Raw genomic sequence first — 26,191 nt, 5'->3', positions numbered from 1 at the left:
GACGGACCCCCGGAAAGTCGTAAAAAGTTTTTTTTAAGGGAGCTCTTTTTCCGTGGGAGTCTTTGAATCCGATGCAAGGGAGATGCGTCTCGGATCAAACCAGAAGGAAAGGATGCTCTTTGCATATTCACCGGCCCGTCTTCCAATATAGGCGCCGTGACCGACCATGATGGACACCACAATTTTTCGGCCATCGGGATGGATGCCATATCCGATGAACCAGTCGTAGCGGATGTCCCTTGCGTCATTGGAGATGGAGCCGGTTTTGCCTCCGATGCGCAAGGAAGAAAGCACGCGATCCCTCTGATGCCCGCGGAAGATCCGGCTTGCCGTACCCGATGTGATGGTGCTTTCCATCAGGGTCCGCATGGTGGCGGCGGTTTCTTTTCGGATGGCATGCCGCCCGGCAGCTGTGGATTCTTGATAGCGGATCACTCCATCCGCGTCCATGACTTTTTCAATGATGTGGACAGGAGGCAGAATGCCATCGGCTGCAATTACAGCGGCAATGCAGGCTCCGTGGATGGGCGTGATGCGTGTTCTGCGGTTAAAACCCGAGGCAACCTCCGCCCAGCTGTAGGGCGTTTCGCTGAGCTGTATGCTGCTGGCGGGCACGGGCAGGGTTCCGGTGGGAAGATCGCCAAAACCAAAGCGCTGGGCATACTGACTTAAACCGGATTTCTGGAGATCGTGGTACCCGAGTTTTCCGAATACGGGGTTCACGCTTTTGGCAAAGGCTTCCTTCAGGGAAATGCGGTTGGTCTGGCGATGAACCTGCTGGGTCATCTGCCTTTTGTAAAGGGTGTACATCTCCCCATTGAAAAAAAGGGGACTATCCGGTGTCAGCCGATGGAGTTCCATGGCAGCAGCGGCTGCGGGAATCTTGAAGAGACTGGCCGCAGGATGCAGGGTAAAGGCCACGCCCGCATCCCCTCCCTGAACCTGAGAGCGGCTTCCCGCAAGGCCGAGAATTTTTCCACTTCTGGGTTCCATGACCACCAGGGAAAGCAGTTCCGGTCTTCCCCGTCCTGCGGCTTCAGCCTGCTGGACATAGGTTTCAAGGCGATGCTGGAGGTCTGGATCCAATGTGGTCCGGGCTTCCAGAGAAAGGCCGTACAGAGAAAGGGGGATGTGCGTTTCCACCTGCTTGGCCTCGGGAAGTTTTTCCAGGGCCTGGCGCAACTCCTTATCGGAGAAAAGAAGCGGAACAGCGGGCAGGGTTTTTTCCTCTTGCACCTTTTGGGGAGGTTTTTCCCTGGAGACATTCTGCCACAGAAGGGAAACAAGCCAGAAAGCAAAGGAAAAAATGAAAAAACCCAGCAGGATGCGCGTTGCCCGCTTAAAGGATTTCTGTCGCTTTTTTCCGGATCGCTGCTGTTGTATTCTCTGGCTCTGCTCCCTCCGCCATGAAGGTTCCGGCTTGTAAGAGACGTTCGACATGAAAATCCAGCCCACCCTTTGTTTCAAAAAAAGCTACCTGACCACGGTTCCGGATTCAAGGGGTTTGTCAAAGCTTGCAAGGCAAAGCCCCTGTTCTCCGTTGGCCGCCAGAATCATGCCTTCAGACCGGACGCCCATGAGCTTTGCCGCCTTCAGGTTGGCCACTAAAATGACCTGCATGCCCACCAGGGATTCGGGGGTGTAGTCCTGTCCGATGCCCGCAACCACCTGCCGGGTTTCCCCTGCAAGGTCCACCTCCAGCCTGAGAAGTTTTTCGGATTTGGGAACCCTTTCCGCCGCAGAGATGGTGGCCACCCGGAGATCCAGGCGCTGTACCTCTTCAATGGAGACAGGGGGTTTGGCCTCCTTGAGTCCTTTGGCAGGAGGGGCAGACACAGGGGGCGTGGAGAGGGGGGGCGTGTCTTCCTTTTTTGTTTCAATACGGGGAAACAGGCGTACGGCCTTGGGCAGGGTATGGCCTGTGGGAAGGAGTCCCCAGGTTTTCAGTTTGTCGATACTGTTGAAATCCGGATCCGAAAGGCCCAGGTGCTGCTGCATTTTCACCGCTGTCTCCGGCATCACAGGAGAGATGAGTCCGGAAATGATACGCAGCCCTTCGAGGAGGTTATACATGACCGTATCCAGCTCAGGGTGCTGGCCATGTTTCTGGAGTTCCCAGGGCGCTGTGGTATCAATGTATTTGTTCAGCTGGGAAATGAAAGCCCATACGGCCATCAGGGCCTTGTGAAAGGCAAAGGCCTGCATTTCGACAATGAAATGATCCACCGCCTCCTGAGCCCCTGCCATAAGACCGAAGTCCATGGCAGGCTCCTGAAAGACGTCCGGGGCAGGAACCTTGCCGCCATAATATTTGTGGGTCATGGCAATGACGCGGCTGAAAAGGTTTCCGATATCGTTGGCAAGGTCGGCATTGATCCGTCCCACCAGGGCCTCTTCGGAAAAAGAAGCGTCGAGGCCAAACACCATTTCCCGCATGAGAAAATAACGGAAGGCATCCACCCCATAGGTGTTCTTCATGGCCAGAGGATCCACCACATTGCCAAGGCTTTTGGACATCTTGGTTTCAGCAATATTCCAGTAGCCATGCACATGGAGGTGCTGGTAAAGGGGAATGCCTGCGGCTTTCAGCATGGTGGGCCAGTAAATGCCGTGGGGTTTGATGATATCTTTGGCCACAATATGCTGCGCGCCGGGCCAGAAGGTCTGGAATGCTTCATGATCCGGGTATCCCAGAGCGGAGACATAGTTGGTGAGGGCGTCGAACCACACATAGGTGACAAAGCGTGCGTCAAAGGGCAGGGGGATTCCCCACTGCAGTCGGGAGGTGGGTCTTGAGATGCAGAGATCTTCCAGGGGCTCCCGCAAAAAGGCAAGGATTTCATTTCTGTAGCGTTCCGGACGGATAAAATCCGGATGCTTCTGAATGTGATCCACAAGCCACTCCTGGTAGCGGCTCATGCGGAAAAAATAGTTGGCTTCCTGGATTTTTTCAGGTGCTGTCAGGTGATCCGGACATTTGCCGTCCACCAACTCCTTTTCCGTATAAAAGCGTTCGCACCCGTAGCAGTAGAGCCCCTCATATTCGCTGAAATAGATGTCCCCTGCATCATAGATTTTCTGGAGCAGATGCTGAACCACGCGGATATGGGCGGGATCCGTTGTGCGGATGAACTGGTCATTGGAGATGGAAAGCGCGGGCCAGAGGTTACGGAATTCGGCGCTGATGGCATCCGCATAGGTGCGGGGACTTTTGTTTTCCTTGGTTGCGGCTTTGACGATCTTGTCGCCGTGTTCATCCGTGCCTGTGAGAAAATAGGCGGCCTTACCCTGCATGCGTGCAAAGCGGGCGGCCACATCCGCAGCAATGGTGGTATAGGCGTGTCCCAGATGGGGACGGGCGTTCACATAATAAATGGGCGTTGTGATGTAAAAAGCCTCGGACATGGTGGGATTCCCGAAAAATCATGGCGTCATGCGGATGGACCTGCCAGGGTTTTCCATCCACAACAGATATGCCGCAAGGGGATGGTGGATCTCCCGGATGCGGGGGAAAGGGGAAAAATCATTCTGGGTCATCAAAAAGTTCCGTCTCAAGCCCTTCATCCATACCCTCTGAAAGGTCTTCCGGAAGTTGTACGGGAAGCCCGTGGGAGTGGGGGGAGGGATGCAGGGATTTCACCTCTGCAACACAAAATTCAACCTCGAGGCCGTCTTCCAGTCGCACGGCCATGCGACCGGCAATGACATTGTGACGGGTAACCCGTCCCTTCCCCTTGGGCGTTTCCACGAGTTTGCCCACCTTGGGAACACCGCTTTTGAGGTCTCTGTAGGTGCTGTTCTCATAGGTGAGGCAGCACATCAGCCGACCGCAGAGCCCTGAAATCTTCGTGGGATTCAGGGACAATCCCTGCTCTTTGGCCATGCGGATGGAAACAGGCTCAAATTTTTCAATGAAGGCGCTGCAACAGGTCTGACGGCCGCAGCGGCCAATGCCGCCGCACATTTTGGCCTGATGGCGGATGCCCACTTGGCGCATCTCAATGCGCACCCGAAATTCCTTGACGAGGTTTTTCACCAGCTGGCGGAAATCCACCCTTCCTTCGGAAGTGAAGAAAAAGGTGAGTTTGGAAGCATCAAAGGTGCTTTCCACGGAAAAAAGATTCATAGAGAGGCTGAGGTTTTCCACTTCCTTTTTGCAGAAATGGGCGGCCTTTTCCTCAATCTGTTGGTTTTCCTCCACACGGAGAAAATCATCGGGCTGTGCAAGGCGAAGCATTTTTTTTAAGGGAAAACCTGTGTAGGGCGTTTTCTGTTCGCGAACCGGCGTGGCGACAGTGGCAAAGCCAAGACCCTGCTCCGTTTCCACAATCACCGCATCCCCAAGGGAAAGATCCAGGTTTTCGGCGCTGAAATCATATATTTTGCCTGCGGCTTTAAACCGGACACCTGCAATTCGGATCATGGCACCCCCAAAGCCGGAAAGCCGGATTCAGGGCAAGCCTGATGCCGGCGCTCGGCCTGTTTCAGATAAAATACGGTCTTCTCATCCCAGAGGGAAACCGGAACCCTTTGGCTGAAGGCCCAGCAGAAGCACGTCCAGTGAAAGACGGGGCAGGGCGTTTTGCCCCATGCGCCGTCTGACCTCACGGATACGGTATACAATGTCCAGAGCCTGCTGGGCAGAAATTTTTTTTCCTGCGTTAAGGAGTTCTTCCCGACAATCAAGGGAAATCCCATGGGTGCATAACACGTCCGCCTCCGTTGCCGCAAGGCAGATGTCCCGGAAGAGTCCTTCCAGAATATCCAGGGTGATTTCAGCGCTGACCTTGTCCTGGCTCAGCCATTCCGCAAGGAGCAAGGCAGTGGCGGCAGCCAGGGGAAAACCGCCTGCCAGCAGGCGCGCCAACAGGCGGCGTTTATGGCTTTCCTGGGCCAGCCGTTCGCCCTGCCTGAGATTGCCAAAGGCAAGTTCTGCCGCAGCAAGGGCTGCCTCAGCATCCGGAGAAAGGGGAAGAAGGCGGGCCGCAAGGGCCTCCACGGAGAGGGGCGTAAAGCGGACTTCCTGGCATCTGGACCGGATGGTCTCCAGAAGCCAGTGGGGCTGGCTGCTGAGGAGCACAAAATAGGTGGCCTCCGGTGGTTCTTCAAGCACCTTGAGCAGGGCGTTGGCCGCCTCCCGGTTCAGGGTTTCCGCTTCTTCCATAAGAACAAAGCGCATGCGGGCCTCGTAGGGCCTGCGCATGAGTTTTTCCGTCAGCCCGCGTACAGCCTCGATGCGGAGGATACCATTTACGGGCGCAAGTTTCAGAAAATCCGGATGTTTTTCTTCAAGGATTTTACGGCAGGAGCGGCAGACTCCGCAGGGAGGGCTTTCTCCCTGGCAGTTTCCCATCATCATCAGCGTCCTGGCGGCAAGGAGACGACCGCATCCGGGCATGCCGGAAAAAAGCAGGCCCTGGGGCAGGCGTTGGGAGTGAATCATGCCTTCCAGAGCCTGAATGGCGGTATGCTGGCCTTCAAGATGCCAAAATCCGTATGCAGGCAGAGCTTCAGGGTTCAAAGTCAGCCTTTAACGCTTTTTTCCGTTTTCTGCGGATAATCCACGCGTTCCTTCAGTTCCTTGCCGCACTTGAAAAAGGGCAGTTTTTTAGGCTGGATACGCACTTTTTCTCCGGTTTTGGGGTTGCGGCCCGTGTAGCTTTTGTATTCTTTGATAAAAAAGCTGCAAAGCCCCCGGATTTCCACCCGCTCTCCCTGGGCCAGGGCTTCGGTCATGGAGTCAAAAAAAATCTGAACCACTTCCGCAGCCTCTGCTTTGGAAATGTCGGCTTCATTTTTGAGCGTTGCAATCAGCTCCAGTTTATTCATCGTGTGCCTCCTCACCGGCGGAAAGAAATTCAAGCGCAGTACATAGTGGGAAGGTTTCCGGAAGTCAAGGACTTATGCCATATCCTGCGTGCAGGGGCATGAAAATGTCGCTCTTTTTTTCCGAAAAACCCTGCTGCGAAGAACCGCCTTCGGTATGCCAGGGAATCTGTTTTGTTGTCAAGCCATGTAAGGGCTCTTTTAAGTTTTTGATAAGAATATAAAAAAAATCATATGGCCATGGAAGCTTCGGTTTTATCCCGGGGGGCGCATCCAGGGGTGGAAAGCCCGAGGCTTCTGCGCAGGGCCTGCATGAGCATGTGCAGCACCATCATCTGCCCATCTTCCACCTTCTGCATGTCGTGGATGGGAATGAGGATGGAGATGTCCGCAACCTGGGCGAGACGCCCGCCGTCAAAGCCTGAAATGCCCACGATTTTAGCGCCCCTTTCCTTGCCGTAGGCTGTGGCGCGGAGCACATTGTCCGAATTGCCGCTTCCGGAAATGGCCAGGATGAGATCCCCGCAACGGAGGTGGTTTTTCAGCTGCTCCACAAAAATCTGACTGTAGTCCAGGTCATTGGCAATGGCTGTGATCATGGCCATGTTGTCGGCAAGGGAAAGCATGCGGAATTTTTTTTCAAGCTCCAGGCAAACGCCCTTGTTGATGTCGCAGAGGGCGTGGGAGGCGGTGGCCGCACTGCCGCCGTTTCCCAGAATGAAGATGGTTTTTTCGTTTTCATAGGCATCCAGCATGGCCTCGCAGAGGGCGGAGAAAGGCTTTTTATCCATCCTTTCCATGGCCCCGTGAAAGGTTTCCACATACTGGGTTGCAAAGGCATTAAAGTCCATGGGATCTCCTTGAAGCAAGGGGCCATTCCCTCTGGGCGGCGGCCAGGGCATCGGGAGTTCCGATGTCCCGGAGGTAGCCCTCCATGGGAAGACCGTACATTTTTCCCGTCATATGGGGCAGAACATGCAGGCCAAAGTCATAGGGGCGATGGGAGGCATGGGATCTGAGCGAGGTGAAAATTTCGGGGCCTGCGGCATAAATGCCCGCATTGGCCAGGGAAGAGAGGGGATTTTCGGGTTTTTCCGCAAAATCCGTAACAAGGCCTTGGGCATTGAGAACAGCAATGCCGCAGGCCGAAGGACAGGGCGCGGTAAAAAGGGCCATGGTCAGCAGGCCTCCTTTTTTCCGATTTTCTCCATGGGCCCTTGCAAGGCGTCTCAGGTCAAAATTACAGAGGTTGTCCGCATAAACGATGAGAAAGTTTTTTTCACCCTCAACAAAGGCCTCGTTCTGAAGAAGGGTGCCCGCGCTGCCCAGAAGCTCCGGTTCATGGACGGTCCGGATGCGAAGATTCTGCTGTGGCCAGGCCCGGACAAAGGCCTCGACCTTTTCCGCCAGGTGGTGGGTGTTGATCAGAATCTCGCGCACTCCGCAGGTGTGCAGGTGGTCCAGCCAGATAGCCATGAGGGGGGTGCCTGCGATGGGCGCTAAGCATTTGGGGCTATGGTCCGTGAGGGGCTTCAGGCGGGTTCCAAGCCCTGCGGCCAGCAAAAAGGCCTTCATCCCTGAACCTCCCGGATGACTTTGAGTTTTTTCATGTGACGGTCCGCATAGGCGAGAATTTCTTCTCTGGCTTCCTGCTCATGGAGATGCTCCCAATAACTGAGAATGCTCTCTTCAATGCCACGGCGGGGTTTCCATCCAAGGCTTTCCAGAGCGCGGGTGTCAGAAAAAATATGGCGGGTGTCGCCATAGCGATAATGGCCCCCTCGCTGGGCGGGAAGACGTTTTCCCGTGATCTCCTGGAGTTTTTCATAAAAGGTGTTCACCGTGCAGGCCTTTGCCCCTCCCACATTGAAAATCCGGCCTTTGGCCTGGGGATGATCCAACACAAGAAGGTTGGCGTCCACCACATCCTTTATATTGACAAAATCCCGCACCTGCATGCCGTCTTCAAAAATAAAGGGGCTGCGGCCGCAGTAGAGGCTTAAACAGAAAATGCGCATGGCCCCGGAATAGGCATTGAAAAAGGACTGTCTCGGCCCCTGCACAATGGAATAGCGCATCACCGTGGTGTCAATATCTTCCCGGGCGCCCAGGCGGAGCGCGGCTTTCTCCTGGGCATCCTTGGAAAGGGCGTAGGGATTGCAGGGGTTGGCAATGGATTCATCCGATGGCTGCCACTGAAGGGTCTTGTGGCAGAGGGGGCAGGAATGATCCCAGCGTCCCTGGCGTAAGCGTTCTTCGCTGCGGATGTCGGGAATTCCCTCCCAGGGGCAGTGGGGGCAGACATAACGACCTTCACCCATGACGGCCTGACTGGCCGCCACCACCACCTTGGATACGCGACGGTCTGCGCCCTGTTCTGCGAGGACCTCATACAAAAGGGCCGTGCCCACGGCGTTCACATGATAAAAGGTTGAAAAATCAGGAAGATAATCCTGGTAAGCGGCAAAATGAAAGACCGCATCCACCCCTTCAAGGGCGCGGATCCAGTCTTCTTTGTTGCGAACATCCCCCTGGATAAAGGTGATTTCCGGATTCAGGTAATCGGGAAGGCCTTTGGGGTGGACGTTTTTCTGGAGGCAATCCAGCACGCGGACCCTGTGTCCCTGCTGAATGAGGGCATCGGCCGTATGGGAGCCGATGAATCCTGCGCCGCCGGTGATGAGTATATGCATGGACTTCTCCTGCCTTTGGGCCCGAGGGGCGTGAAAGTAAGGCTATTTGGCGGAATAGGAACGGCCATCAAAGATAATGCGGCTGCCCGACTCGCTGAAGAGGAAGGGAAACTCCCTGAAATCGGAAAGCGCTTGGCGCACCGCAGCCTGCTGGCTGGGAGGCGTGAAAAAAAACATGAAGCCGCCGCCGCCCGCACCGGCGATTTTTCCACCGATGGCACCAGAATCTCTGGCGCTTTGGTACATATGGGCTGTGGCTTCATTGGAAATGCCTGCAGCAAGGCTCTGCTTGAGCTGCCAGTTTTCATGGAGAAGGAGACCGCATTTTTCAAGATCTCCTTCCCCAAGGGCTTCCGAGAAGGGAAGCACAAGGTCCACCATGGCACAGAGGGCCTCAAACTTTTCTTTTTGCCCGAGATTCTGCTGTTGTTCGGACAAAATGGTGTCCGCACTGCGGGTGACCCCTGTGAAAAAAAGCTGCATGCCTTCGCAGATCCTGCGGCGTAAGGAGGGAGCCAGGTGGACGGGGTTGCGTATCACCTGGGCATTTTTCCGGAAAACAAAGCGATTGAGACCTCCATAGGCGGCGGCGTACTGATCCTGACGGCCGATGGGTTTTTTTAAGATGTCAATTTCAATGTGGCAGGCCTCTTCCGCCAGCTGCTCTGCGGTTACAAGGGTATTTTTATAAGTGTGCAGGGCATGGAGCAGAGCAACGGTAATGGCGCTGGAACTGCCAAGGCCGGAACCGGAAGAGGGAATATCCGCAAGGGTGGTGATTTCCACCCCACTTTCCACGCCGGTCATGCGCATGGCTTCCCGCACCAGGTCATGCCGGATATCGGACACCCGCCTGACCCTCTCCTTTTCCGAGTAGTTGAGGTAGATGTCTTCGTCAAAGCGCTCCTTCACAATGGCGTACACATATTTATCAATGGCTGTGCAGATGACAGCGCCATCCTGCCGTTCATAAAAGGCCCGCATGTCGGACCCGCCGCCCACAAAACTTAAGCGTAAGGGGGTTTGTGCAATGATCATGATCACCTTTCGGCCAAAAAACGTCATTTCAGAGTGTGTCAGGGCAGAAAGCTCTCATCCAGGCTGTGTTCCAGAACCCCAAGACCCGTGAGCGTCCAGTAGAAACCGATTTTTCTGTCGTCCTTGTCATCGGAGTAGATGAGATCCAGCTGCCAGCATCCGGCATTGTAGCGCAGGCCGTAATCCTGCTTCTGGATGATTTTTTCTTTGAGGTTGCGCTCATAATCCCAGAGAAGCCCCAGATCCTCCCGCAGGGCCAGATAGCCCCGCAGGTGCAGGGAAGCGGAAATCTCACTGGCATAGCGATGTTCTGCATAGAAGTAATGCGCATCCCTTGTAATTTCTGCCCCTGAGCTGTAAGCGCTCCATTTGGCCTCCTGGGTAGACCAGGTGATATCCCCGAAGAGGCGGACGTAGGGCAAGGGCCAGAGGGAAAGCTCCGCCTTGGGATCGGAGAAGGGTTTTTCTCCTCTTGTCTCGGCCCTGTCCATATCATAATCCTGAGAAATTTTAAAACGCATGTAATCCCTGTATGTGTCCTGGGGGCCTTCTTCTCCGGGTCTTTCTTCTTTGAAACGCGCGGTGAGGGTCTGGGTGAGGCTGTAGGTAAGGCGTCTTTTTTTCTCAATACGATCCAGGTCATCGAAAAATGGAAGATGGTTCTGGTCCTTGTCAGGCACATACTCAAAGGTGAGCCGGGGTTGCAGGCTGTGGCGGATTTTGTCCGCACCGATGGGGCCGCCATCAAAGACCCTGTAAACTTCCGTGAAAAGATCCATCCGGGCGTCATAAAGCAAACGATTTTCGGTGTGGTATCCGGAGGAAGTCTCTTCCAGGGGATTTTCACTGTGCCAGAAGGTCTGGCGCAGTCCCAAGGAGGGTTCTGCGGAAATCGGTCCCAGGCGGAAAGGGGCGTAAACCCGGGGAGCAAGATCCAGCCGTGTCCCCCTTTCACCATCAATGCGATGAAAATAGACGCTTTCTCCTTCAAATACATGGTAAAGGGGCAGATCCAGAAGACGTTGGCGGCGGGTGCTCAGGGAGAGTCTTGGCAGGCGCTGCACCGTATCGTCCTGAAGATCCTGGGTGCGTCTTCTCACCGCATCTTCCCAGATGACCTCCCCTTCCATGCGGAATACCTCTCCGGTTTTTGTGAGAAGAAGACGATTGGTCCGGGTGTCTTCTTTTTCCGGATCGAGCTCCCTGCCAAATTCCTTCTGAAAGAGCGCGTTGGTTTTGGTAAAGCCCAGGGTCCCGCCCTTGAAATCATCCATATAGCGGATATCACTGAGCAGATCGAGATCCATAAAACCCTGCACACCTCCGGCAAAGGCGAGATTCTGTTTCATGCGAAACCAGTAGCGGTCCCGGGAAATCCCTTCCTGGACAGCCGTCTGTGTGGGATCCTCATCTTTGAGACCATCCAGGCGCAGGGTGAGCCTGTCTTCACTGCTCCACAGTTTTCTGTATTCAAGGCCAAGGCGATCCGGGCCTTTTCCCATGAAATGGTAATATAAGGTGGCATCTGAGCTCTCGCTTAAGGCCAGGTAGAGGGGCTGGAGCTGCTCATAGCCGTGGCGATCGGAAAGGTGGATTTCAGGCAAAAGAAGGCCGCTCTGGCGTTTGGTCTTGGCGGGAAAGAAAAGCCAGGGCGTGTACAGCGCAGGAAGACCGCGGATGCGGAAAGCGCCGTGGTTCAGCGTGCCATAGCCCTCCAGGGTCAGGGAAATGCGGGAGGCGGTGATTTCCCAGTCCGGCCTTTCTCCCTCACAGGTGGTGAGCCCGGCATCGTCTACCACATAGGTCCGCTCTCCTGTGCGCTCAATGCGGCGGCCCCTCACCCGGAACTGGGATTCTGAGATAAAAAGGCGGCCGTTTTCAAAAAAGCCCCTCTGTTCTTCGAGATGATAGACCAGGCGATCCCCTTCCATGCGGTCTTGACCCATGCGCATGACAATGGAGCCCTCCCCATGGATGATACCCTGATCCGGCGCATAGGAGACCTGATCCGCCGTGATGATGAGGCCCTCGCCCTCAATGCGGACATTGCCCCTTGCCGTATAGAGGCCTGAGGCGGGATCATAGCCCATGGCGTCGGCGTAAAAGTCATAGGGCTGGGCTTCCTCGGCTGATGCGGAGTTCAAAGCCGCCGCAAGACAGCAGAAAAGAATGCCCAGACAGAGATATGAGCGCATATGGAAAGAATCCTGATGTTCTTGATGAAGGAGAAGAAGGGATTCCGGCTTTCCCTTGAACCTCTGAAGGTTATGGACTATACATGCACTTTCCCCACCGGACAAGGGTCGGGAGTCTTAAAAACAGGTAAAAACGCAAAAGAGACCTTGGGTAAGGCTTCTGAACAGGCCGTAAAGCCCAAAAAACCCCGATCCGGGAAGGATGCAAAGCCCAAGGTTAAGCCTTGGACGGCCGGATTCTGAAATAAGGACACATCATGCTCATCACCCTCTGTGGCGGCGAAGGCGCAGGCAAGAGCACCCAGGCAAGGCGGCTTGCCGAAGAACTGGAAAAACGGGGGTTTGCCGTGGTCTGCACCCGTGAGCCCGGCGGAACGGCCATTGGAAGAAAAATCCGTGCGCTGCTGCTGGATCCTGAAAATATCCATATGGCCAAAGAAACCGAACTGTTTCTTTATGCCGCAGACCGCTGTCAGCATCTCAGCGAGGTGGTGCGACCCGCCCTGGCCGCGGGAAAGGTGGTCATCAGTGACCGCTTTTCTGACAGCACCACCGTATACCAGGGCGTGGCGAGGGGGCTGGATGCGGACCGCATCCGTAAGGTGCATGCCTTGGTGCTTGAGGGTTTAAAACCGGATATCACCTTCTTACTGGATCTGCCTCCTGAAAAGGGTCTTGCCCGGGCCATGGCCCAGATCGATGCAGGCGGCAGAAACGCCTGTGAAACCCGCTTTGAAAAGGAAAGTCTTGCCTTTCATCAGAAGATCCGGGAAGGTTTTCTTGCGTTGGCGGCCGAAGAGCCGGATCGTTTTTGGCTTGTGGACGCCTTGAAGCCTGTGGAGGCCATCACGGAAACAATGCTTGAACGCTGCCTCGTTCTTCTTGAAAAACGACATAAGGAGACCCCATGAACAGTCTGGATGAAACGGAAAAATGGCGGGAAACCCTGTTTGAGGAAACCTTTGACCGCATCTGTGCGGAGGTGAGACGGCAGAAGGCGGCCAACCCCCGTTTTTCCATGACGGATCTTGAAGCCCGCCTCAATGATCGCTACCTGAGCCATGGACATGGCTGGGATGGAGGCAGCCCGGTGCAGGAGGTGCGACTTTCTGCGGAAATCGCGGCCCTTGAATCCCTGCTTGCGGAATGGCGGGGCGGACTTTCCCCCTTAAAACGGATCTGAGTCATGGGGGATTTGGGCTTTTCCAGATCCAGGGTGGCAGGAGCGCGCGTTCGTCGGTACAATGACCGACCCTTTCGTAAGGATGGGGAATACGTTCTCTACTGGATGCAGCAGTCCCAGCGGGTGGAGGAGAATCATGCCTTAGCCTTTGCCATGGAGACAGCGGCCTATCTTGAAAAGCCCCTGGTCGTGGCCTTCTGCCTTTTTGGGGCCTATCCTGAAGCCCGGTGGCCCCACTTTGTCTTCATGCTGGAAGGTCTGAGGGAGCTTGCCAGAAGGTTTGAGGCGTTAAGACTTCCTTTTGTTCTGCGCATCGGAGATCCCCTCACCGTACTGCCTCCTCTGGTGGAAAAGGCTGGAGCCCTTGTCCTGGATGTGGGCTACCTGCGTCACCAGAAGGAGTGGCGGGAGCATTTCGGACAAAAGGCGGGATGCGCTGTGATGGCCGTGGAATCTGATGTGGTGACCCCGGTTGCCTCTGCCCTTGACCGCAGGGCGTACGGGGCCCATGTGCTGCGGCGGAGTCTCGGCGTCCGGTGGCGGGCTTTCCTTGAAGAGCCCCTCTTGGGGCCGATTCCGGCCTTTCGCGGACTCCCCCCCGGCGGTGAAGATCCGGAAGAAGGGGAGAATCTTCTGCGACGGGCCGGGGTGCCCTTTTCACCCATGCCTCCTGCCTGGTCTTTCCGGGGAGGCGAAGGGGCGGCAGGGGAAAGGCTCAATGTCTTTATCACGGATAAGGCAGCCTTGTATGCGGAGGCGCGCAGTCTGCCCCACCGTCAGGCCGTTTCCTGCCTTTCGCCCTATCTGCACTTTGGCATGATTGCCCCAAGTCTTGTGGTACGGCGGATAGAAAAAGCGTCCCTTATTCCTTCGGAGGCAAAGGCCGCTTTTTTGGAACAGCTTGTGGTGCGGCGGGAGCTGGCCATGAATTTTGTGTACTACACAAAAGACTATGACTGCTACGGAAGCCTGCCGACCTGGGCCCTTGAGACCCTGGATGCCCACCGAAAGGATGCCCGAGCCTTTGTCTATAGTCTTTCTGATCTTGAAAATGCGAGAACCCATGACCCTTACTGGAATGCGGCCATGATGGAGGCAAGACGGACGGGCTACATGCACAATGTGATGCGCATGTACTGGGGAAAAAAGGTTCTGGAATGGTCCTCTTCCCCGGAAGAAGCCTTTGAACGTTTGATTTTTCTCAACAACCGCTATTTTCTCGACGGTCGGGATCCCTGTTCCTACGCAGGCTGCGGGTGGATTTTCGGTCTGCATGACAGGCCCTGGCCCAGCCGTCCGGTATTCGGCAGCGTTCGTTTCATGGCCGCTTCCGGGCTGGAGCGCAAAAGCCGAATCGGAGAGTATGTATCCTGGGTAGATTCCCTTGTGTGAGCCTGCTATGTTTGGGTCCGTCTCCGGACCAGGCCCTGGGCCAGAGGTCCGGGCTTTGATCTTATTTTGCAACCCATCAGGATTTTTTTATGGCAAATTCCCTTCTGGATCTCATAGGCAATACCCCGCTGGTGGAAATCCGGCGCATGAACCCCAATCCTGCGGTGCGGATTCTCGCCAAACTTGAATACATGAATCCCGGCGGCTCGGTAAAGGATCGGGCAGCCCTCTACATGATCCGCATGGCCGAAGAGGCGGGGATTCTCACCAAAGACAAGGTGGTGATCGAGGCCACCAGCGGAAACACGGGCATTGGTCTCGCCATGGTCTGTGCTGTGAAGGGTTATCGTCTCATGCTGGCCATGAGCGAGGCGGTGAGTCTCGAGCGCCGTCGCATTCTGAAGGCCCGTGGGGCTGAAATTCTTCTGACTCCCGGTCATCTGGGAACGGATGGGGCCATTGAGGCCGTCTACCGTCTGGTGCGGGAGCAGCCTCAGCGGTATTTCATGACAGATCAGTACAATACCGAAGCCAACTGGCGTGCCCATGCCGAAGGCACGTCCAGGGAAATCTGGGAGCAGACCCAGGGTCGGGTGAATGCCGTTGTGGCTACCATGGGTACCACAGGCACGCTCATGGGACTTTCCAGGGGATTGAAGGCTCTGAATCCCGAGGTGCGCATCATCGGGGTGGAACCCTACCTCGGCCATCGTATCCAGGGGCTTAAGAATATGAAGGAGGCGTATCAGCCTGAGCTTTATGAAAAGCACCGACTGGATGTGAAAGTGAACATTGAGGATGCCCGGGCCTTTGAAACCGCAAGACGCATGGCAAAGGAGGAGGGGCTTCTTGTGGGCATGAGCAGTGGTGCGGCCATGGCGGTTGCCCAGGATGTGGCCGCTTCCATGAAAGAAGGCGTGGTGGTGGTCATGCTGCCGGACAGCGGGGAGCGCTACCTTTCCACCGAACTTTTTGCCAGTAAGGCTCCGGCTTCCCTTCGTTTCTACAATACCCTCACGCGTTCACGGGAAACCTTCGCTCCCATTCATGAAGGCAAGACATCCATTTATTCCTGCGGTCCCACGGTGCATGACCGCATGCACTTAGGAGGGTGCAGAAGGGCGCTTTTCAGCGATCTGCTCTGCCGTTACCTGAAATTCAGGGGCTTTGATGTCACCCATGTGATGAACATCACGGATATGGATGACAAAACCATCGCAGGCTCCGAAGCCGCAGGCCTTCCTTTGGATCAGTTCACAGAAGGTTGGATCCGGATTTTTCATGAGGATCTCGCCCGTCTTGGGGTGGAACCGGCCAAGCATTATCCCAGGGTGAGTGAACACCTTGAGGATATGGTGGCCCTTACGCGCAAGCTGGTCAGCTCGGGCCTTGCCTATGAAAAGCATCACTCCATCTATTTCAACATTTCCGCCTTTCCCGGATACGGCGCCCTTTCCGGCGTGGATCTGGATAAAATCCATCTGGGCGCTACCGTGGATCTGGAAGAATATGAAAAGGACAATCCCAGGGATTTCACCCTTTTAAAGCGTATCCGGCTTTCTGAGCTCAAAAGGGGGATTTACGCGTCTACGGAATGGGGAAATGTGCGGCCTTCCCTGCACCTTCAGTGTGCAGCCATGTCCATGAAGTATCTGGGCCAGACCTTTGACATCCACACCAGCTCCAGGGAGCTGGTCTTTCCCCACCATGAAAACGAGATCGCCATTGCAGCCGCAGCAACGGGTGCGCCCCTGGCCCGTTTCTGGATGCACTGTGACCGGGTTTTTGTGGATGGTCAGGCCGTGGGCCCTGAAAACCGCCTGCACCTCGGGGATCTGGAAGGCCGGGGTATGACGGATCGGGAAATGCGTTTCTGGCTGCTTTCGGCCCATTACCGCAAACCAGCCCTGCTCACCCAGGACATCCAGCTTTCCGTACGGCGCTCCCTTTCCCGCATTGACAGCTGCCTGCAGCGCCTTTCTTCTGTAACCGGAGAGCGGGAGGATGGGGAGGCCCTGCGTCTTGCCGATGAACTGAAAGCCCATTTTATCCGGGATATGGATGATGACCTCAACATTTCCGCAGCCATGGGGGGAATTTTTAATCAGATCCGAAGCATCAATCGCCTGCTCAGTGAAGGCCGCATGGGGCGCAGGGGAGCTTGCCGGATTCTTCAGGTTTTCCGGGAAATGGATCAGGTGCTGGGTTTTTTCAATGTGGTGGATTTTCAGGAGAATCCGGATATTGCCCGGAAACTGATCGAGCGGGAGGCCGCCCGAAATCGGGGAGACTGGGAGGCTGCGGATCGTCTCCGGGCAGAACTCGGGCGCATGGGATGGATTATCCAGGATGGCAAGACGGAACATGAGATTCTGATTCCCCAGGAAAGCTGACCCTGCATATAGAAAAGAGAGGCGCTGATCCATAAAAGCGCCTTTTACCGCAGAATGAGTCAAGGAGAGTTGATGCAAGCCCTTTATTTTCCCTTTCTGGATCCAGCCCCCCAGGCCCTTTCTCGTATGCGAAGGCTTTTTCCAAAGCTTTGGCTCCTTGCCCCCGTTGAGCTTCCCCCTGATACGGGTGACCTGGCTTTTTCGGAATCGGATCTGAGATTTCTGAGGCCTCAGGGACTGGATGAAAAATTTTTGCAGGCCATGCTCCAGGACTTCAAGGCGCGTCTTCACCTTCTGGGAAAAGAGGCTTTTTTGGATTTTTTTTCGGAGCCAGAGGAGGAAAGTCTCTCTCCTGCGGGGCTTGCCTTTGAAATCTGCGGAAAAATTCCTGAAAAGAAGGCAAGGGAGCCAGAGGGCATAAAACTGGCCATGGCGGCTTTTTTTCTCATAGAGGCCGAAGCCCTGGATCGCATGCAGCAGGAGCTTGATGAAGACCTCTTTCAGGTGGACAGGGCAAGACAGAGGATGATGGCCGCCCTTAAAGGGGAAGAGGAAAAGGTCATTTTTCCCTCTCCCACTCAATCCGCCTGCCGCATTGAAGCACGGATGCGGGCCTGGCTCCGCCTTGCGCGGCACTGTTCAGGCCTTCCCTCTTTCTGGGTGACGGATATGCCAGGGCTTGCCGATGTGCTGGAGACCCTTTTTCCCGTGGGCTGTGAAGAAAGAGCTGTCCACGGAACCGAAGGGTTTTCCTGGCTCTCTCCACAGGCGAAAGGGCGGTTTTTTCGGATTTCGAGGGCTGAGAATGCGGAAATTCTGGGCTCGGGTTTTTCGGAAAAGGCTGAGATTCCGCCTTTGTGGGTGGCCTGCCTGGAGGCGGAATCCGCTGTGGATTGAAGGAAGGAAATATGGAGTTGACAGAAGCTTGGAGAAGCCCCTATAAAACCGTTGGTTTTTTCAGAATCAGGCTTGTGGCAACTCGGTTCGGCATGCGGTAATGGTTCGTATGGACATTCCGCTGGACTTTGGATAAAGATGTGCTACATCCCTTCTGTGTGTTAACCTTAAATTTTTTTAAAAAGGAGCAGGACCAATGAGTGAGTACGCCCCCCTTGTGGATGAAGAGAAGTGCGTAGGCTGTGAAGAGTGCGTGGACGTATGCCCTGTGGATGTTTTTGAAATGCAGGGTGGCAAGTCCGTTCCCGTGAATGCGGATGAGTGCCTTGGCTGCGAAAGCTGCATCGAAGTTTGTGAGCCCGGCGCCATCGTTATCCAGGGATTGTAATTCTCTTTTCCTTGACGTGTTTTGTGGCTTCTGCCCGAAGACCCGGACCCGCCCTTTTAAGGGCAGGCCGGGTCTTCGCTTTTTTGAAAAGGCCGGGTCTTGGACCCTAGCCTTTGACCACGGCCAGGGGGCGCAGCCGCACAAGAATTCGGATGAGATCCCTTTGCTGTTCCATGACAAGGTCAATGTCTTTGTAGGCACCCGGCGCTTCTCCGAAATCCGTTCGTCCTCGGAGGGAGCCCTTCTGGATTCTCGGGAAGGGCGCATGCACAATGCCCCGCATGGAGTCTGCCACGGCTTCGGGGCTGAGCATGCGGCAGGCCTCGTTGCGACCCATGGTTCGGCCTGCCCCGTGGGAACAGGAAAAAAAGGCGTCGGGATTACCCAGGCCCTCCACAATATACGAAGATGTTCCCATGGATCCGGGAATGATGCCCTTTTCCCCCTGCCTGGCCGAAGTGGCTCCCTTGCGGTGAATCCAGACCTCTGCCCCCAGATGCCTTTCCTTTGCTGCGTAATTGTGATGGATGTTCACTTCCTCGCCAAAGCCACAGCCCAGCACCTCCCCCAGCACTTCCTTTACAACAAGCATCATACGTTTTCGGTTTTCCCTTGCAAAATCAAGGGCAAAGGTCATATCCCGTATGTAGTCCCGGCCCTTGGCCGTATCCGCATCCAGAAAGGCCAGATCCTCGGAGGGCAGAAGAATTTTTTCCCGCTGGTTTTCCCTGAGGGCCTGGTGATGGTAAAATTCCGCAATGGTTTTTCCGAGATTGCGGGAACCCGAATGGATCATGGCCCAGATCCGGTTTTGGGTGTCACACTGAATTTCGATGAAGTGGTTGCCTCCCCCGAGGGTGCCAAGACTCTGGGCCGCAATGTGGAGTGTATCCTTTTTCATCCATCCCGGAGTCCGGGAAAGGGCCTGGGCATAGTCTTCCATGCCCTTCCATCTCTGGGCCATCCGATGGCGATCAAAACCCGTGGGAATGCGGGAAAAGAGGAGGCGGGTGATGGTTTCCAGGGTCTTTTTTTCCGGGATCTCCTGAAAGTCCGTGGCAAGGGCGCACATGCCGCAGCCGATGTCCACCCCCACCGCATTGGGGATGAGGGCGTTACGCACAGCCACAACCCCTCCGATGGGCATGCCATATCCGGCATGGCAGTCCGGCATCAGGGCGATATGGCCCATGACCCTGGGGTGACGGGAAAGGTTTTCCGCCTGAGCCATGGCTAAGGGGTCGGGATCCGGGCACCAGGAAAGGATGGGAATGCCGTTTTCTTTGGGTTTCATGGGAAGGCTCCTTGGTTGTTGCCGGTTTTCTGGGTGTAGGGACTCCTGGAGAGAATGGTGGCAAGGGTGCTGCGCCGCATGTGATAAAGGTCTTTGAGGGCGAGAATCAGAGCCAGCCACATGCGAACGATGTCCGTGTGGGCCGTATCCGGGATCAGATGCGCGAAGGCGGGGTGCAGCTCCATGAAGGCCTCGGAGCGGTAGCGGTAGTTGTAGTGCTGCATGGTGGTCAGGGTTTTGAGAAAGTGGCGGATCTGCTTGTCTTCACAGGGACGCAGGGCTTCCTTTGAAATAAAACCCAGGGTGGCCCGTTCCAGGATGCGATCCACCATATCCGCGTCCAGCCAGGGAAGTCCCCGTTCATTGAATCGCAGGGATGTCAGTTCCCAGACATTCCATACCCTTTCGGGAATCATGCGTCGGGAAGCCCGTTCCGTGGCCCAGCGGATCATGTCGGGTTTGCGGGCTTCATCGGTACACAGACGTTCAGGTACGGGGATTTTGCCCACGCGCCCGAGATCGAGACGGTCTGCGTCCCAGCAGGTGCGCACAGTGATGTCCCCTTTGGTCTTTCCTTTGGTGTGATCCGTGCAGGCGGTCAGCAGAAGGGCGAAACGGGCATCATCCAGATCCATCAGGTGATGGCGCAGACGCCTTGCAAGGTTAGCTCCCCGGAGGCCATGATTGAAATCCAGACCTTCGTTTTTTCTGCGGGAATCGTGGAAAAGGGAAAAATAGGTGACAACCGCCCTGTCCGCGCCATTTTGTTCGGCAAGACAAAGACCGATTTCCAGAACCCTGGCCCAGTGCGAAACCCCATGGGTGCCAAAGGGATTCAGGCGATACTGGGAAAGGATTTTTCCGACAAGCTGTTTTTCGTTCATTCCGACACTCCTGGAAGAAGCCTTGAACAAAGGCGGTTTCATCTTTACAGTAAAAAACTGTTCTGCCCTGCATCCTGAGAAAAGCATATTATCAGGGGGCTGTCCATGATTGCCGCCCATAACCCTGGAAGAGAATGATGGCCGGAAAAATTGCGACAAAAATTTCGGATATGGTGGATACGGAGTGGTTTTTAGCTCTGGATACGGAGCTTGGGGAGAAAACCCTTTCAGATCCAGAACTTGTGAAGGGGATTTTGCCGGAGATGCCGGACGCAGCTTGTCTCAGCCATTGGCTTGCTTTCCAGAGAAAAAGGGCGACTGCGGAAGGCCAGCGGCCCCTTGTGGGGGAGCAGGTGGTTTTTGCTCTGAAACTGGGAGTTTTTTTACTGGTCTTTTTGGGTTTTATCTGCGGATTTTCCGTGGCCCTCGGGCTTCTCACCTATGACGGAAAAACCCCTGTGAACCTTCTCTACGCCCTCTTGCTCCTGGTGGGCCTGCCCCTCATCAGTGTTTTTTTAAGCCTCCTGATTCTCTTTTTTCGCAAAAAAAGTCTTCCCCTTAGTTACCGGCTTTTTCTTTCCCTGATCATAGCTTTTCTTTTCCGCCTTCTGAAAAGTGCGGGCCGGAAAATACCCTTGAAGGTTCAGAATCTGCTTGCGGTGAGGGGGAGGCAGATGGAGCGCTTTTCCGCACAGTATGGTCATCTTGTGCGGGCCTTTGCTTTTTTTGCCTTTCAGGCGGCTGGTTTTGCCCTGGTTTTGGGTATGATGTGCGCCTTTGTATTAAAGGTGATTGGAACCGATCTGGCCTTTGCCTGGCAGAGTACCCTGATGCCAGGGGCTGAGCTGGTTGAAACCCTGACCCGCACCCTGTCTGCACCCTGGCGTTTCTTTCTGCCTCAGGCCTTTCCGGATCCCGCACAGATTGAGGGATCGCGGGTGATTTTAAAAGAGGGTATTGGGGGCCTGGATGCCCGTCATCTCACGGCCTGGTGGTCTTTTCTCCTGATGTCCCTTTTGCTGTACGGTGTTTTTCCAAGGGCGCTTCTGGCTCTTTTTGCCCTGTGGCGTTTAGGGGAGAGGGTCAGGGAGGCAGGGATTCAGGACTCTCGGGTGCAAAGGCTTGGCTTTGTCCTCCGGCGTGCGGCCTTAAGGGGGGAAGAGAAAAACAGAACGCCTTCCCCAGAGCCCCCTCGTCCGGTGCAGAAAACTCCCCTTGAAGGGCCTTTTTTGGAAAAAACGGAAAAGCCTGTGCCTGGACCGCAGGCCTGGGAGCTTTGGATTATCAATGAAATTCCTGAAAGCCTTCACCAAAGGATTGCTGAAAAAGCCGCAGCGCTGATGGGCATAGAGCCTTGCGGCGTTTTTACCGTGGACATGGATGCGCTTTCCTCGATGAATATGGAGGCTCCCCTGACAAGGGTGCTGGCTCTGGAAGTTTTCATGCCGCCTGTGCGGGAGGATCTGCAGATGCTCCGGGAGGCGGCAGTAAAAAACAAGGCACCTTTCTGGATTTTTCCCGTGGGAAGGCCTCGGATTTTTCCTGGGGAAGAAGCGAGGATGGAAGGCCCGGATCCGGAAGATGTGGCCATCTGGTCAAAACGCCTGGAAGGCCTTCAGGAACCCAGACCCCTTCTTCACGGGGAGGTGAACCATGGCCGCTGAAGCGCTGAGACTGGAATTTGCCGTGGTGGGACATCCCAATGAGGGCAAATCTTCCGTGGTGGCCACCCTGGTGGAAGATGATGCCATCCGCATCAGTCCCTGGCCCGGAGAGACCCGTGAAAGCCGGGCTTATCCCGTGCGTGCAGGCGATACGGTGCGCCTTTTGTTTTCGGACACCCCCGGATTCCAGTCTCCCAAAAAAACCCTTGCCTGGATACAGGAACATGAAAAACAGATGACAGGGAGGGATCTTGCCCGGGCCTTTTGCGCGGCCCATGCCAGAGATCTGGATTTTACGGATGAGTGTGAGATTTTTTCGGCCCTGGCCCGGGGGGCTGGGATTTTATATGTGGTGGATGCGGCACGGCCTGTGCGGAAAACCGATCTTGCGGAAATGGAAATCCTGCGTCTTGTGGGTTTACCGCGCATGGCCCTCATCAATCCTAAGGGCGGATCGGATTCCGTGGAAGAGTGGAAGACCGCCCTGCGTAAAACCTTTAACGCTGTCCATGTGTTTAACGCCCTGACCGCAGGATTCAGTGAAAGGGTGAGACTGCTTTCCGCTCTGAAGGCCATGGACCCGGACGTGGAGCCCATTCTTCACCCGGTGATTCATGAGCTGGAGCAGGACTGGGAAAAACGTATTCGTCTTTCTGCAAAAAAGATTCAGGATCTGGTGACTGCCGTTTCCACCTATGCTCTGAAGGCGGAAGCTGTGGATGCCAGAGAAGTTGAGGTGCTTTCCGCACGACTGACCTTGCGCTGGCAGGAGGGGGTGCGAGGTCTGGAAGAAGACTGCTGGGAGCAGTTGAGGGAAATTTTCCGCCATCGTTTTTTTGCCCCTTCGCCAGACCTTCTGGCCCTTGTGGAAACGGATTTGCTTTCGCGCGAAGCCTTTCGTGTGTTCGGGCTTTCCAGATTACAGTTGGCCGCCATCGGCGGAGGCGCAGGCGCTGCTGTGGCCGCAGGGGTGGATATCGCCCTGGGCGGAGCGGCCCTGGGGCTGGTCACCGCAGCGGGAGGCCTTGCGGGTGCGGCCTGGAGTTATTTGGGTACGCGGAGTGGGGATGTGCGCAGGGTGGCGGGAATACGGGTCAGTGGCTTTGAGGTTTCGGCAGGCCCGGTCCGGGATGCGAGGATTCCCTGGATGGTGCTGGACAGAAGCCTGCTTCTCTTCCATGCCCTGGTGACTCGCACCCATGCGGCCAGGGAGGGAGAGAAGGAAGCGGGGCAGGGGCTTCTCAATGTTTTTGACAATGAGGAAAGAAAAACCCTGGCCGCCTTTATCAAGGATGCGGCCAGGGAGAAAAGGGATGGGGATCTGACCCAGAGAGTTGAAGAGCTTCTGGTTTCCATCCTGCGGCGTATTTCTCTGGGGAAGGATCAGAGGAAATAGCCAAGGATGTAGGAAAGGGAGGTCCAGGCGATCACAAGACAGAGGCCCCACTTGATCCATCGTTCCGGAACGAATTTCTGAACCCTTGCACCACAGTACATGCCGCAGAATCCGCCTATGCCAAAAAGAATGCCCAGGAGCCAGTCCGGCGAAATGGCCTGCTCAGGGTTAAAATAGGCAAGCCCCTGATAGAAGATGACACCTGCCACGCTGGTGATGAAGGTGCCCATCAGGGCCGCACCCGCCACCGTGTACACGGGAAGCCCGAATACGGAGACAAAAAAGGGTGCGATGATCGCCCCACCCCCAATGCCGTAGACCCCGCCGATGATCCCCACAATGCCGCTTAAAAGCATGATGCCGCCCGCGCTGACGTGGTATTCCTTTTCCCGGAAGATGAAACGTACTTCAAAGAGGCCCGAGGGCAGCACTTCCACCCGGCCGCTTCCCTGGACGCCTGGGGGGGCAGGGGCTTTTTTTCCCAGAAGATCCTTGAGCATGCGGGTGCCGATATAGAGAAGTACGCACCCCACAAAGAGTTTAAAGAGGGAAGGGTTGGGCAGATAATAGATTCGGATGATTGCACCGATGAAGACCCCCGGAAGGGTGCCGATCACCACGGCCCGTACCAGCGGAGGGATGAGTCGGCCTTCCTTGTAAAAACGCCAGACTCCGCTGGGGATGGCCACGATATTGTAGAGCTGGTTGGTGGCGCTGACCGAAGGGGTGGTAAAGCCCAGAAAACTCATCTGGAAGGGAAGGAGCAGAAAGGCCCCGGAAATTCCGCCCATGGCGCAGAAAAAGGCCAGTACAAAGCCCACCAGCACGGGAATGAAGGGGTTCAGGCTGAGCCCGGATACGGGAAAAAAAATTTCCATCGTCATGATCTCCTTTTTTGGGGTAAAAAATCAGGGGTGCGGCGTATCTTTTTTCCATTTTCATCTGGTGAATTTCCTGTACGTAATCCCAAGGAGTTTGTGCGTCAAGCCCCTCTTGGGGGGCAGGCGGATTCCGGGATCATCCGGCGTCTCCCAGGAAAGCCTTTGGGTCCGCATCCGCCTGCTGTTTTTGAAGTATTTTGTTCCAGAAAACAGGGGAAAAGGGCTTTTCATCGCCTTTTTGTATGCAAAAAAGATGCAAAAAATGAATCTTTATTTTATTTTTCCCTGTACAGGAAAAACAGCTTGATTTTTTTTGTTTTTCTGAAGCGCAACCGATCCTTATGATCCTGGCGATTTCCAGGATCTGTCTTTTTTCAGACAGTTTTTTCTTTTTTTTTACACCCCTTGGGGTTCGGCGTGGTGTCCAGGGTTCCATGGGCTGTTGAAAACCACAGTTGGGGATGATTTTTTTCTTGACAGAAAAGCTTAAGCTGTGGGAGAGTCGAATCCAGAAGTGAACGATGTTCGCATAGAAAAGATTGCTTTCAGTGCAAACACCTTCTTGCAAACCATCCTCCCGCCTTACTTCCTCCCTTGAAGGGCTGCATCCCATCCCCAGGATGCAGCCCTTCGATTTTTTCACTCCCTCCGCAGGGCTGGAAAGCCTTGAAATAAAAGGGCTTTCCGGATGCAGGGTTTCACTTCAATGCCCGTGAACCAGTTCTTGGGTGAAAAGGGCTTCGTCAAATCCGCACCCCAGGTAATCCACGATAATCCTGAGATCTTTGTGGGCATTTTCAAGACAGACCGTTCCACCGGGCGACGGGGTCATGTTGAAGGTGATCCCCCTGCCCGTGTCGATTTTTGCCTCTCCCAGAAGAAGCTCGCCCTTTTTCTTATCAATGAGCTGAGGTCTCAGCCCGCCAAATCCCTTGGCAAAGGTGAGATCCTCAAGTTTGGCGGAAGGAATGATCTTTCTCACATCCTTAAGAAAAAGGCGCTTGTTGATATGGGGGATTTCAAAAAGAAAGTTTTTCAGGATGTAATTGCGGATATCGCTGACCCCATAAAGACTGAAAAGTACCTTGAAAACGCCCTTATCCAGCCTGAGAACCTTGAAAAAATCAAAAATGGTGCGGACATTGTAACGCTCCAGCATGGGGAGGAGGAGGGCTGTGGGTCCGATGCGGGTGAGGCCCGGTGCTGTGATATCCGGATCACCATGGATGGCAGCAAAGGGGAGCTTGTCGTTTTGCACCGTATACACCTTGCCGTTAAGGTAGGGAGGAGTGAAGTAATAGGATCCGCCCACGGGCAGGCAGCTGAATTCATGACCGTACCCCATGCGCTGGGCAAAAAGAAGGGAATGGCCGCCCGCAGAAACCACAACAAAGCGTGCAGAAAGACGGGCTTTGGAGGTCTTCACACTGTAAAGCCCCTGTTCTTCCGTGATGGAGAGAACCGTTTCCCCAAGGCGCACGTCCACAAGCTTTTCGTTTTGTTTTTTCGCATTGCGGGCAAAGGAATGGGCAAGGGCGTAATAGTCCACAGCCGTATATTCCCCTTCCACGCCCAGGGCCACGATTTCTTCTTTTCTGTCTTTCACCACAAGGGGTTCAATCCTTGCAATGTCTTCCTTTTCCCACAGGCGCATATGGGGAAAGTGGGGGCTGAACAGGGAAAAACGTTTTCGGAGCAGCGCACACTCCTCAGGCCCAACGCCTAAGACCATTTTGGGATATTTTTTCATGAGCCTGTCGGTGTTTTTCTGGGCCTTTGCATAGTGGATCAGCATGTGGGCGGCTTTATTCACCTTGATGGCCTTTTCAAGGGAGTAATTGGTCTCAATATCTCCGCAGTGCAGGGTCTGGGAATTGTTGCTTGCTGCGGAATTGACCTGGGAGAGATCCTCATATTTTTCAAGGAGCCCGATGCGTTTGAGGTCCGTATACCGCGCCAGGGTATAAAGAAGGGAGGCCCCTGAAATGCCTCCCCCAACAATCAGAACGTCGTATGTCGTGCTTGTCATGTGTGAAGCCTTTTTATCATGAATGTTTATGGCACAAG

The 26,191-nt window shown here is 55.0% G+C and carries 23 protein-coding genes; 9 read left to right on the top strand and 14 right to left on the bottom strand.

Features of this window, described 5'->3' with window-relative positions; all coding sequences use genetic code 11:
* Window positions 1-33: 33 nt before the first annotated feature.
* The 10 genes from RBR60_RS01165 to RBR60_RS01120 form a co-directional block, all read right to left on the bottom strand.
* A complete protein-coding gene (locus RBR60_RS01165; protein ID WP_320353811.1) occupies window positions 34-1,440 on the bottom strand; it encodes a penicillin-binding transpeptidase domain-containing protein in 1,407 nt (468 codons plus the stop codon).
* 33 nt (window positions 1,441-1,473) lie between these two features.
* Window positions 1,474-3,405, bottom strand: a complete 1,932-nt coding sequence (metG, locus tag RBR60_RS01160) for a methionine--tRNA ligase (RefSeq protein WP_320353809.1) — start codon at window positions 3,403-3,405, stop codon at window positions 1,474-1,476.
* Window positions 3,406-3,523: 118 nt separating this feature from the next.
* Window positions 3,524-4,423: a stage 0 sporulation family protein gene (locus tag RBR60_RS01155; RefSeq protein WP_320353808.1), complete on the bottom strand. Its 900-nt coding sequence runs from the start codon at window positions 4,421-4,423 to the stop codon at window positions 3,524-3,526.
* An 81-nt stretch (window positions 4,424-4,504) separates the two neighbouring features.
* The gene (gene holB / locus RBR60_RS01150; protein ID WP_320353807.1) at window positions 4,505-5,521 is read right to left on the bottom strand and encodes a DNA polymerase III subunit delta'; all 1,017 of its coding nucleotides are present in this window, start codon (window positions 5,519-5,521) and stop codon (window positions 4,505-4,507) included.
* A 2-nt stretch (window positions 5,522-5,523) separates the two neighbouring features.
* The gene (locus RBR60_RS01145) at window positions 5,524-5,829 is read right to left on the bottom strand and encodes an HU family DNA-binding protein (protein WP_320353805.1); all 306 of its coding nucleotides are present in this window, start codon (window positions 5,827-5,829) and stop codon (window positions 5,524-5,526) included.
* Window positions 5,830-6,056: 227 nt separating this feature from the next.
* Window positions 6,057-6,677 carry an SIS domain-containing protein gene (locus tag RBR60_RS01140; protein WP_320353804.1) on the bottom strand — a complete coding sequence of 207 codons (621 nt, stop codon included), beginning with the start codon at window positions 6,675-6,677 and terminating at the stop codon, window positions 6,057-6,059.
* The gene (locus RBR60_RS01135) at window positions 6,667-7,401 is read right to left on the bottom strand and encodes a nucleotidyltransferase family protein (protein WP_320353802.1); all 735 of its coding nucleotides are present in this window, start codon (window positions 7,399-7,401) and stop codon (window positions 6,667-6,669) included. The genes RBR60_RS01140 and RBR60_RS01135 overlap by 11 nt, the downstream gene beginning before the upstream one ends.
* Window positions 7,398-8,519 carry an SDR family NAD(P)-dependent oxidoreductase gene (locus RBR60_RS01130; RefSeq protein ID WP_320353801.1) on the bottom strand — a complete coding sequence of 374 codons (1,122 nt, stop codon included), beginning with the start codon at window positions 8,517-8,519 and terminating at the stop codon, window positions 7,398-7,400. Before RBR60_RS01130 ends, RBR60_RS01135 begins: the two co-directional genes overlap by 4 nt.
* 42 nt (window positions 8,520-8,561) lie before the next feature.
* Window positions 8,562-9,557 (bottom strand): GHMP kinase, encoded by a 996-nt coding sequence (locus RBR60_RS01125; protein ID WP_320353799.1) that lies wholly within the window; start codon window positions 9,555-9,557, stop codon window positions 8,562-8,564.
* Between the two features lie 38 nt (window positions 9,558-9,595).
* On the bottom strand, window positions 9,596-11,752 hold the full coding sequence (locus tag RBR60_RS01120) for an LPS-assembly protein LptD (RefSeq protein ID WP_320353797.1): 2,157 nt from the start codon (window positions 11,750-11,752) through the stop codon (window positions 9,596-9,598).
* Between RBR60_RS01120 and RBR60_RS01115 the strand changes: the two genes are divergently transcribed.
* The 7 genes from RBR60_RS01115 to RBR60_RS01085 all read left to right on the top strand — a co-directional run bounded on the left by RBR60_RS01115 (window position 11,753) and on the right by RBR60_RS01085 (window position 18,005).
* Window positions 11,753-11,995 carry a hypothetical protein gene (locus RBR60_RS01115; protein WP_320353795.1) on the top strand — a complete coding sequence of 81 codons (243 nt, stop codon included), beginning with the start codon at window positions 11,753-11,755 and terminating at the stop codon, window positions 11,993-11,995.
* 14 nt (window positions 11,996-12,009) lie between these two features.
* Entirely contained in the window at window positions 12,010-12,663 is a 654-nt protein-coding gene (tmk, locus tag RBR60_RS01110; protein ID WP_320353794.1) for a dTMP kinase, read from the top strand.
* The gene (locus tag RBR60_RS01105; protein WP_320353793.1) at window positions 12,660-12,935 is read left to right on the top strand and encodes a hypothetical protein; all 276 of its coding nucleotides are present in this window, start codon (window positions 12,660-12,662) and stop codon (window positions 12,933-12,935) included. The genes tmk and RBR60_RS01105 overlap by 4 nt, the downstream gene beginning before the upstream one ends.
* Before the next feature lie 3 nt (window positions 12,936-12,938).
* Window positions 12,939-14,327 (top strand): deoxyribodipyrimidine photo-lyase, encoded by a 1,389-nt coding sequence (locus tag RBR60_RS01100; RefSeq protein WP_320353792.1) that lies wholly within the window; start codon window positions 12,939-12,941, stop codon window positions 14,325-14,327.
* An 89-nt stretch (window positions 14,328-14,416) separates the two neighbouring features.
* Window positions 14,417-16,720 (top strand): cysteine synthase, encoded by a 2,304-nt coding sequence (locus RBR60_RS01095; RefSeq protein ID WP_320353791.1) that lies wholly within the window; start codon window positions 14,417-14,419, stop codon window positions 16,718-16,720.
* A gap of 72 nt (window positions 16,721-16,792) precedes the next feature.
* Window positions 16,793-17,617: a hypothetical protein gene (locus RBR60_RS01090; RefSeq protein ID WP_320353789.1), complete on the top strand. Its 825-nt coding sequence runs from the start codon at window positions 16,793-16,795 to the stop codon at window positions 17,615-17,617.
* Window positions 17,618-17,813: 196 nt separating this feature from the next.
* Window positions 17,814-18,005 carry a DUF362 domain-containing protein gene (locus RBR60_RS01085; RefSeq protein ID WP_320353787.1) on the top strand — a complete coding sequence of 64 codons (192 nt, stop codon included), beginning with the start codon at window positions 17,814-17,816 and terminating at the stop codon, window positions 18,003-18,005.
* Between the two features lie 106 nt (window positions 18,006-18,111).
* Here the strand turns inward: RBR60_RS01085 and RBR60_RS01080 are convergent, their stop codons facing one another.
* Both RBR60_RS01080 and RBR60_RS01075 read right to left on the bottom strand, forming a co-directional pair.
* Window positions 18,112-19,299, bottom strand: a complete 1,188-nt coding sequence (locus RBR60_RS01080; RefSeq protein WP_320353786.1) for an RtcB family protein — start codon at window positions 19,297-19,299, stop codon at window positions 18,112-18,114.
* A complete protein-coding gene (locus RBR60_RS01075) occupies window positions 19,296-20,183 on the bottom strand; it encodes a hypothetical protein (RefSeq protein WP_320353785.1) in 888 nt (295 codons plus the stop codon). The genes RBR60_RS01080 and RBR60_RS01075 overlap by 4 nt, the downstream gene beginning before the upstream one ends.
* A 137-nt stretch (window positions 20,184-20,320) precedes the next feature.
* Between RBR60_RS01075 and RBR60_RS01070 the strand changes: the two genes are divergently transcribed.
* Entirely contained in the window at window positions 20,321-21,847 is a 1,527-nt protein-coding gene (locus tag RBR60_RS01070; RefSeq protein ID WP_320353784.1) for a DUF2868 domain-containing protein, read from the top strand.
* Complete coding sequence (locus RBR60_RS01065; RefSeq protein WP_320353783.1) at window positions 21,837-23,243, top strand: GTPase/DUF3482 domain-containing protein; 1,407 nt, start codon at window positions 21,837-21,839, stop codon at window positions 23,241-23,243. Before RBR60_RS01070 ends, RBR60_RS01065 begins: the two co-directional genes overlap by 11 nt.
* On the opposite strand, the gene RBR60_RS01060 is transcribed toward RBR60_RS01065, so the two are convergent.
* Together RBR60_RS01060 and RBR60_RS01055 are read right to left on the bottom strand one after the other, a co-directional pair.
* The gene (locus tag RBR60_RS01060; RefSeq protein WP_320353781.1) at window positions 23,231-24,127 is read right to left on the bottom strand and encodes a sulfite exporter TauE/SafE family protein; all 897 of its coding nucleotides are present in this window, start codon (window positions 24,125-24,127) and stop codon (window positions 23,231-23,233) included. The genes RBR60_RS01065 and RBR60_RS01060 overlap by 13 nt on opposite strands.
* A gap of 700 nt (window positions 24,128-24,827) precedes the next feature.
* A complete protein-coding gene (locus tag RBR60_RS01055) occupies window positions 24,828-26,153 on the bottom strand; it encodes an FAD-dependent oxidoreductase (protein ID WP_320353780.1) in 1,326 nt (441 codons plus the stop codon).
* Window positions 26,154-26,191 lie beyond the last annotated feature (38 nt).

It is taken from the genome of Desulfobotulus sp., assembly GCF_034006065.1.
GTDB lineage: Bacteria > Desulfobacterota > Desulfobacteria > Desulfobacterales > ASO4-4 > Desulfobotulus.
Note: the sequence above shows the minus strand (reverse complement) of the source record. Positions and strands in the feature narration are given on the sequence as shown.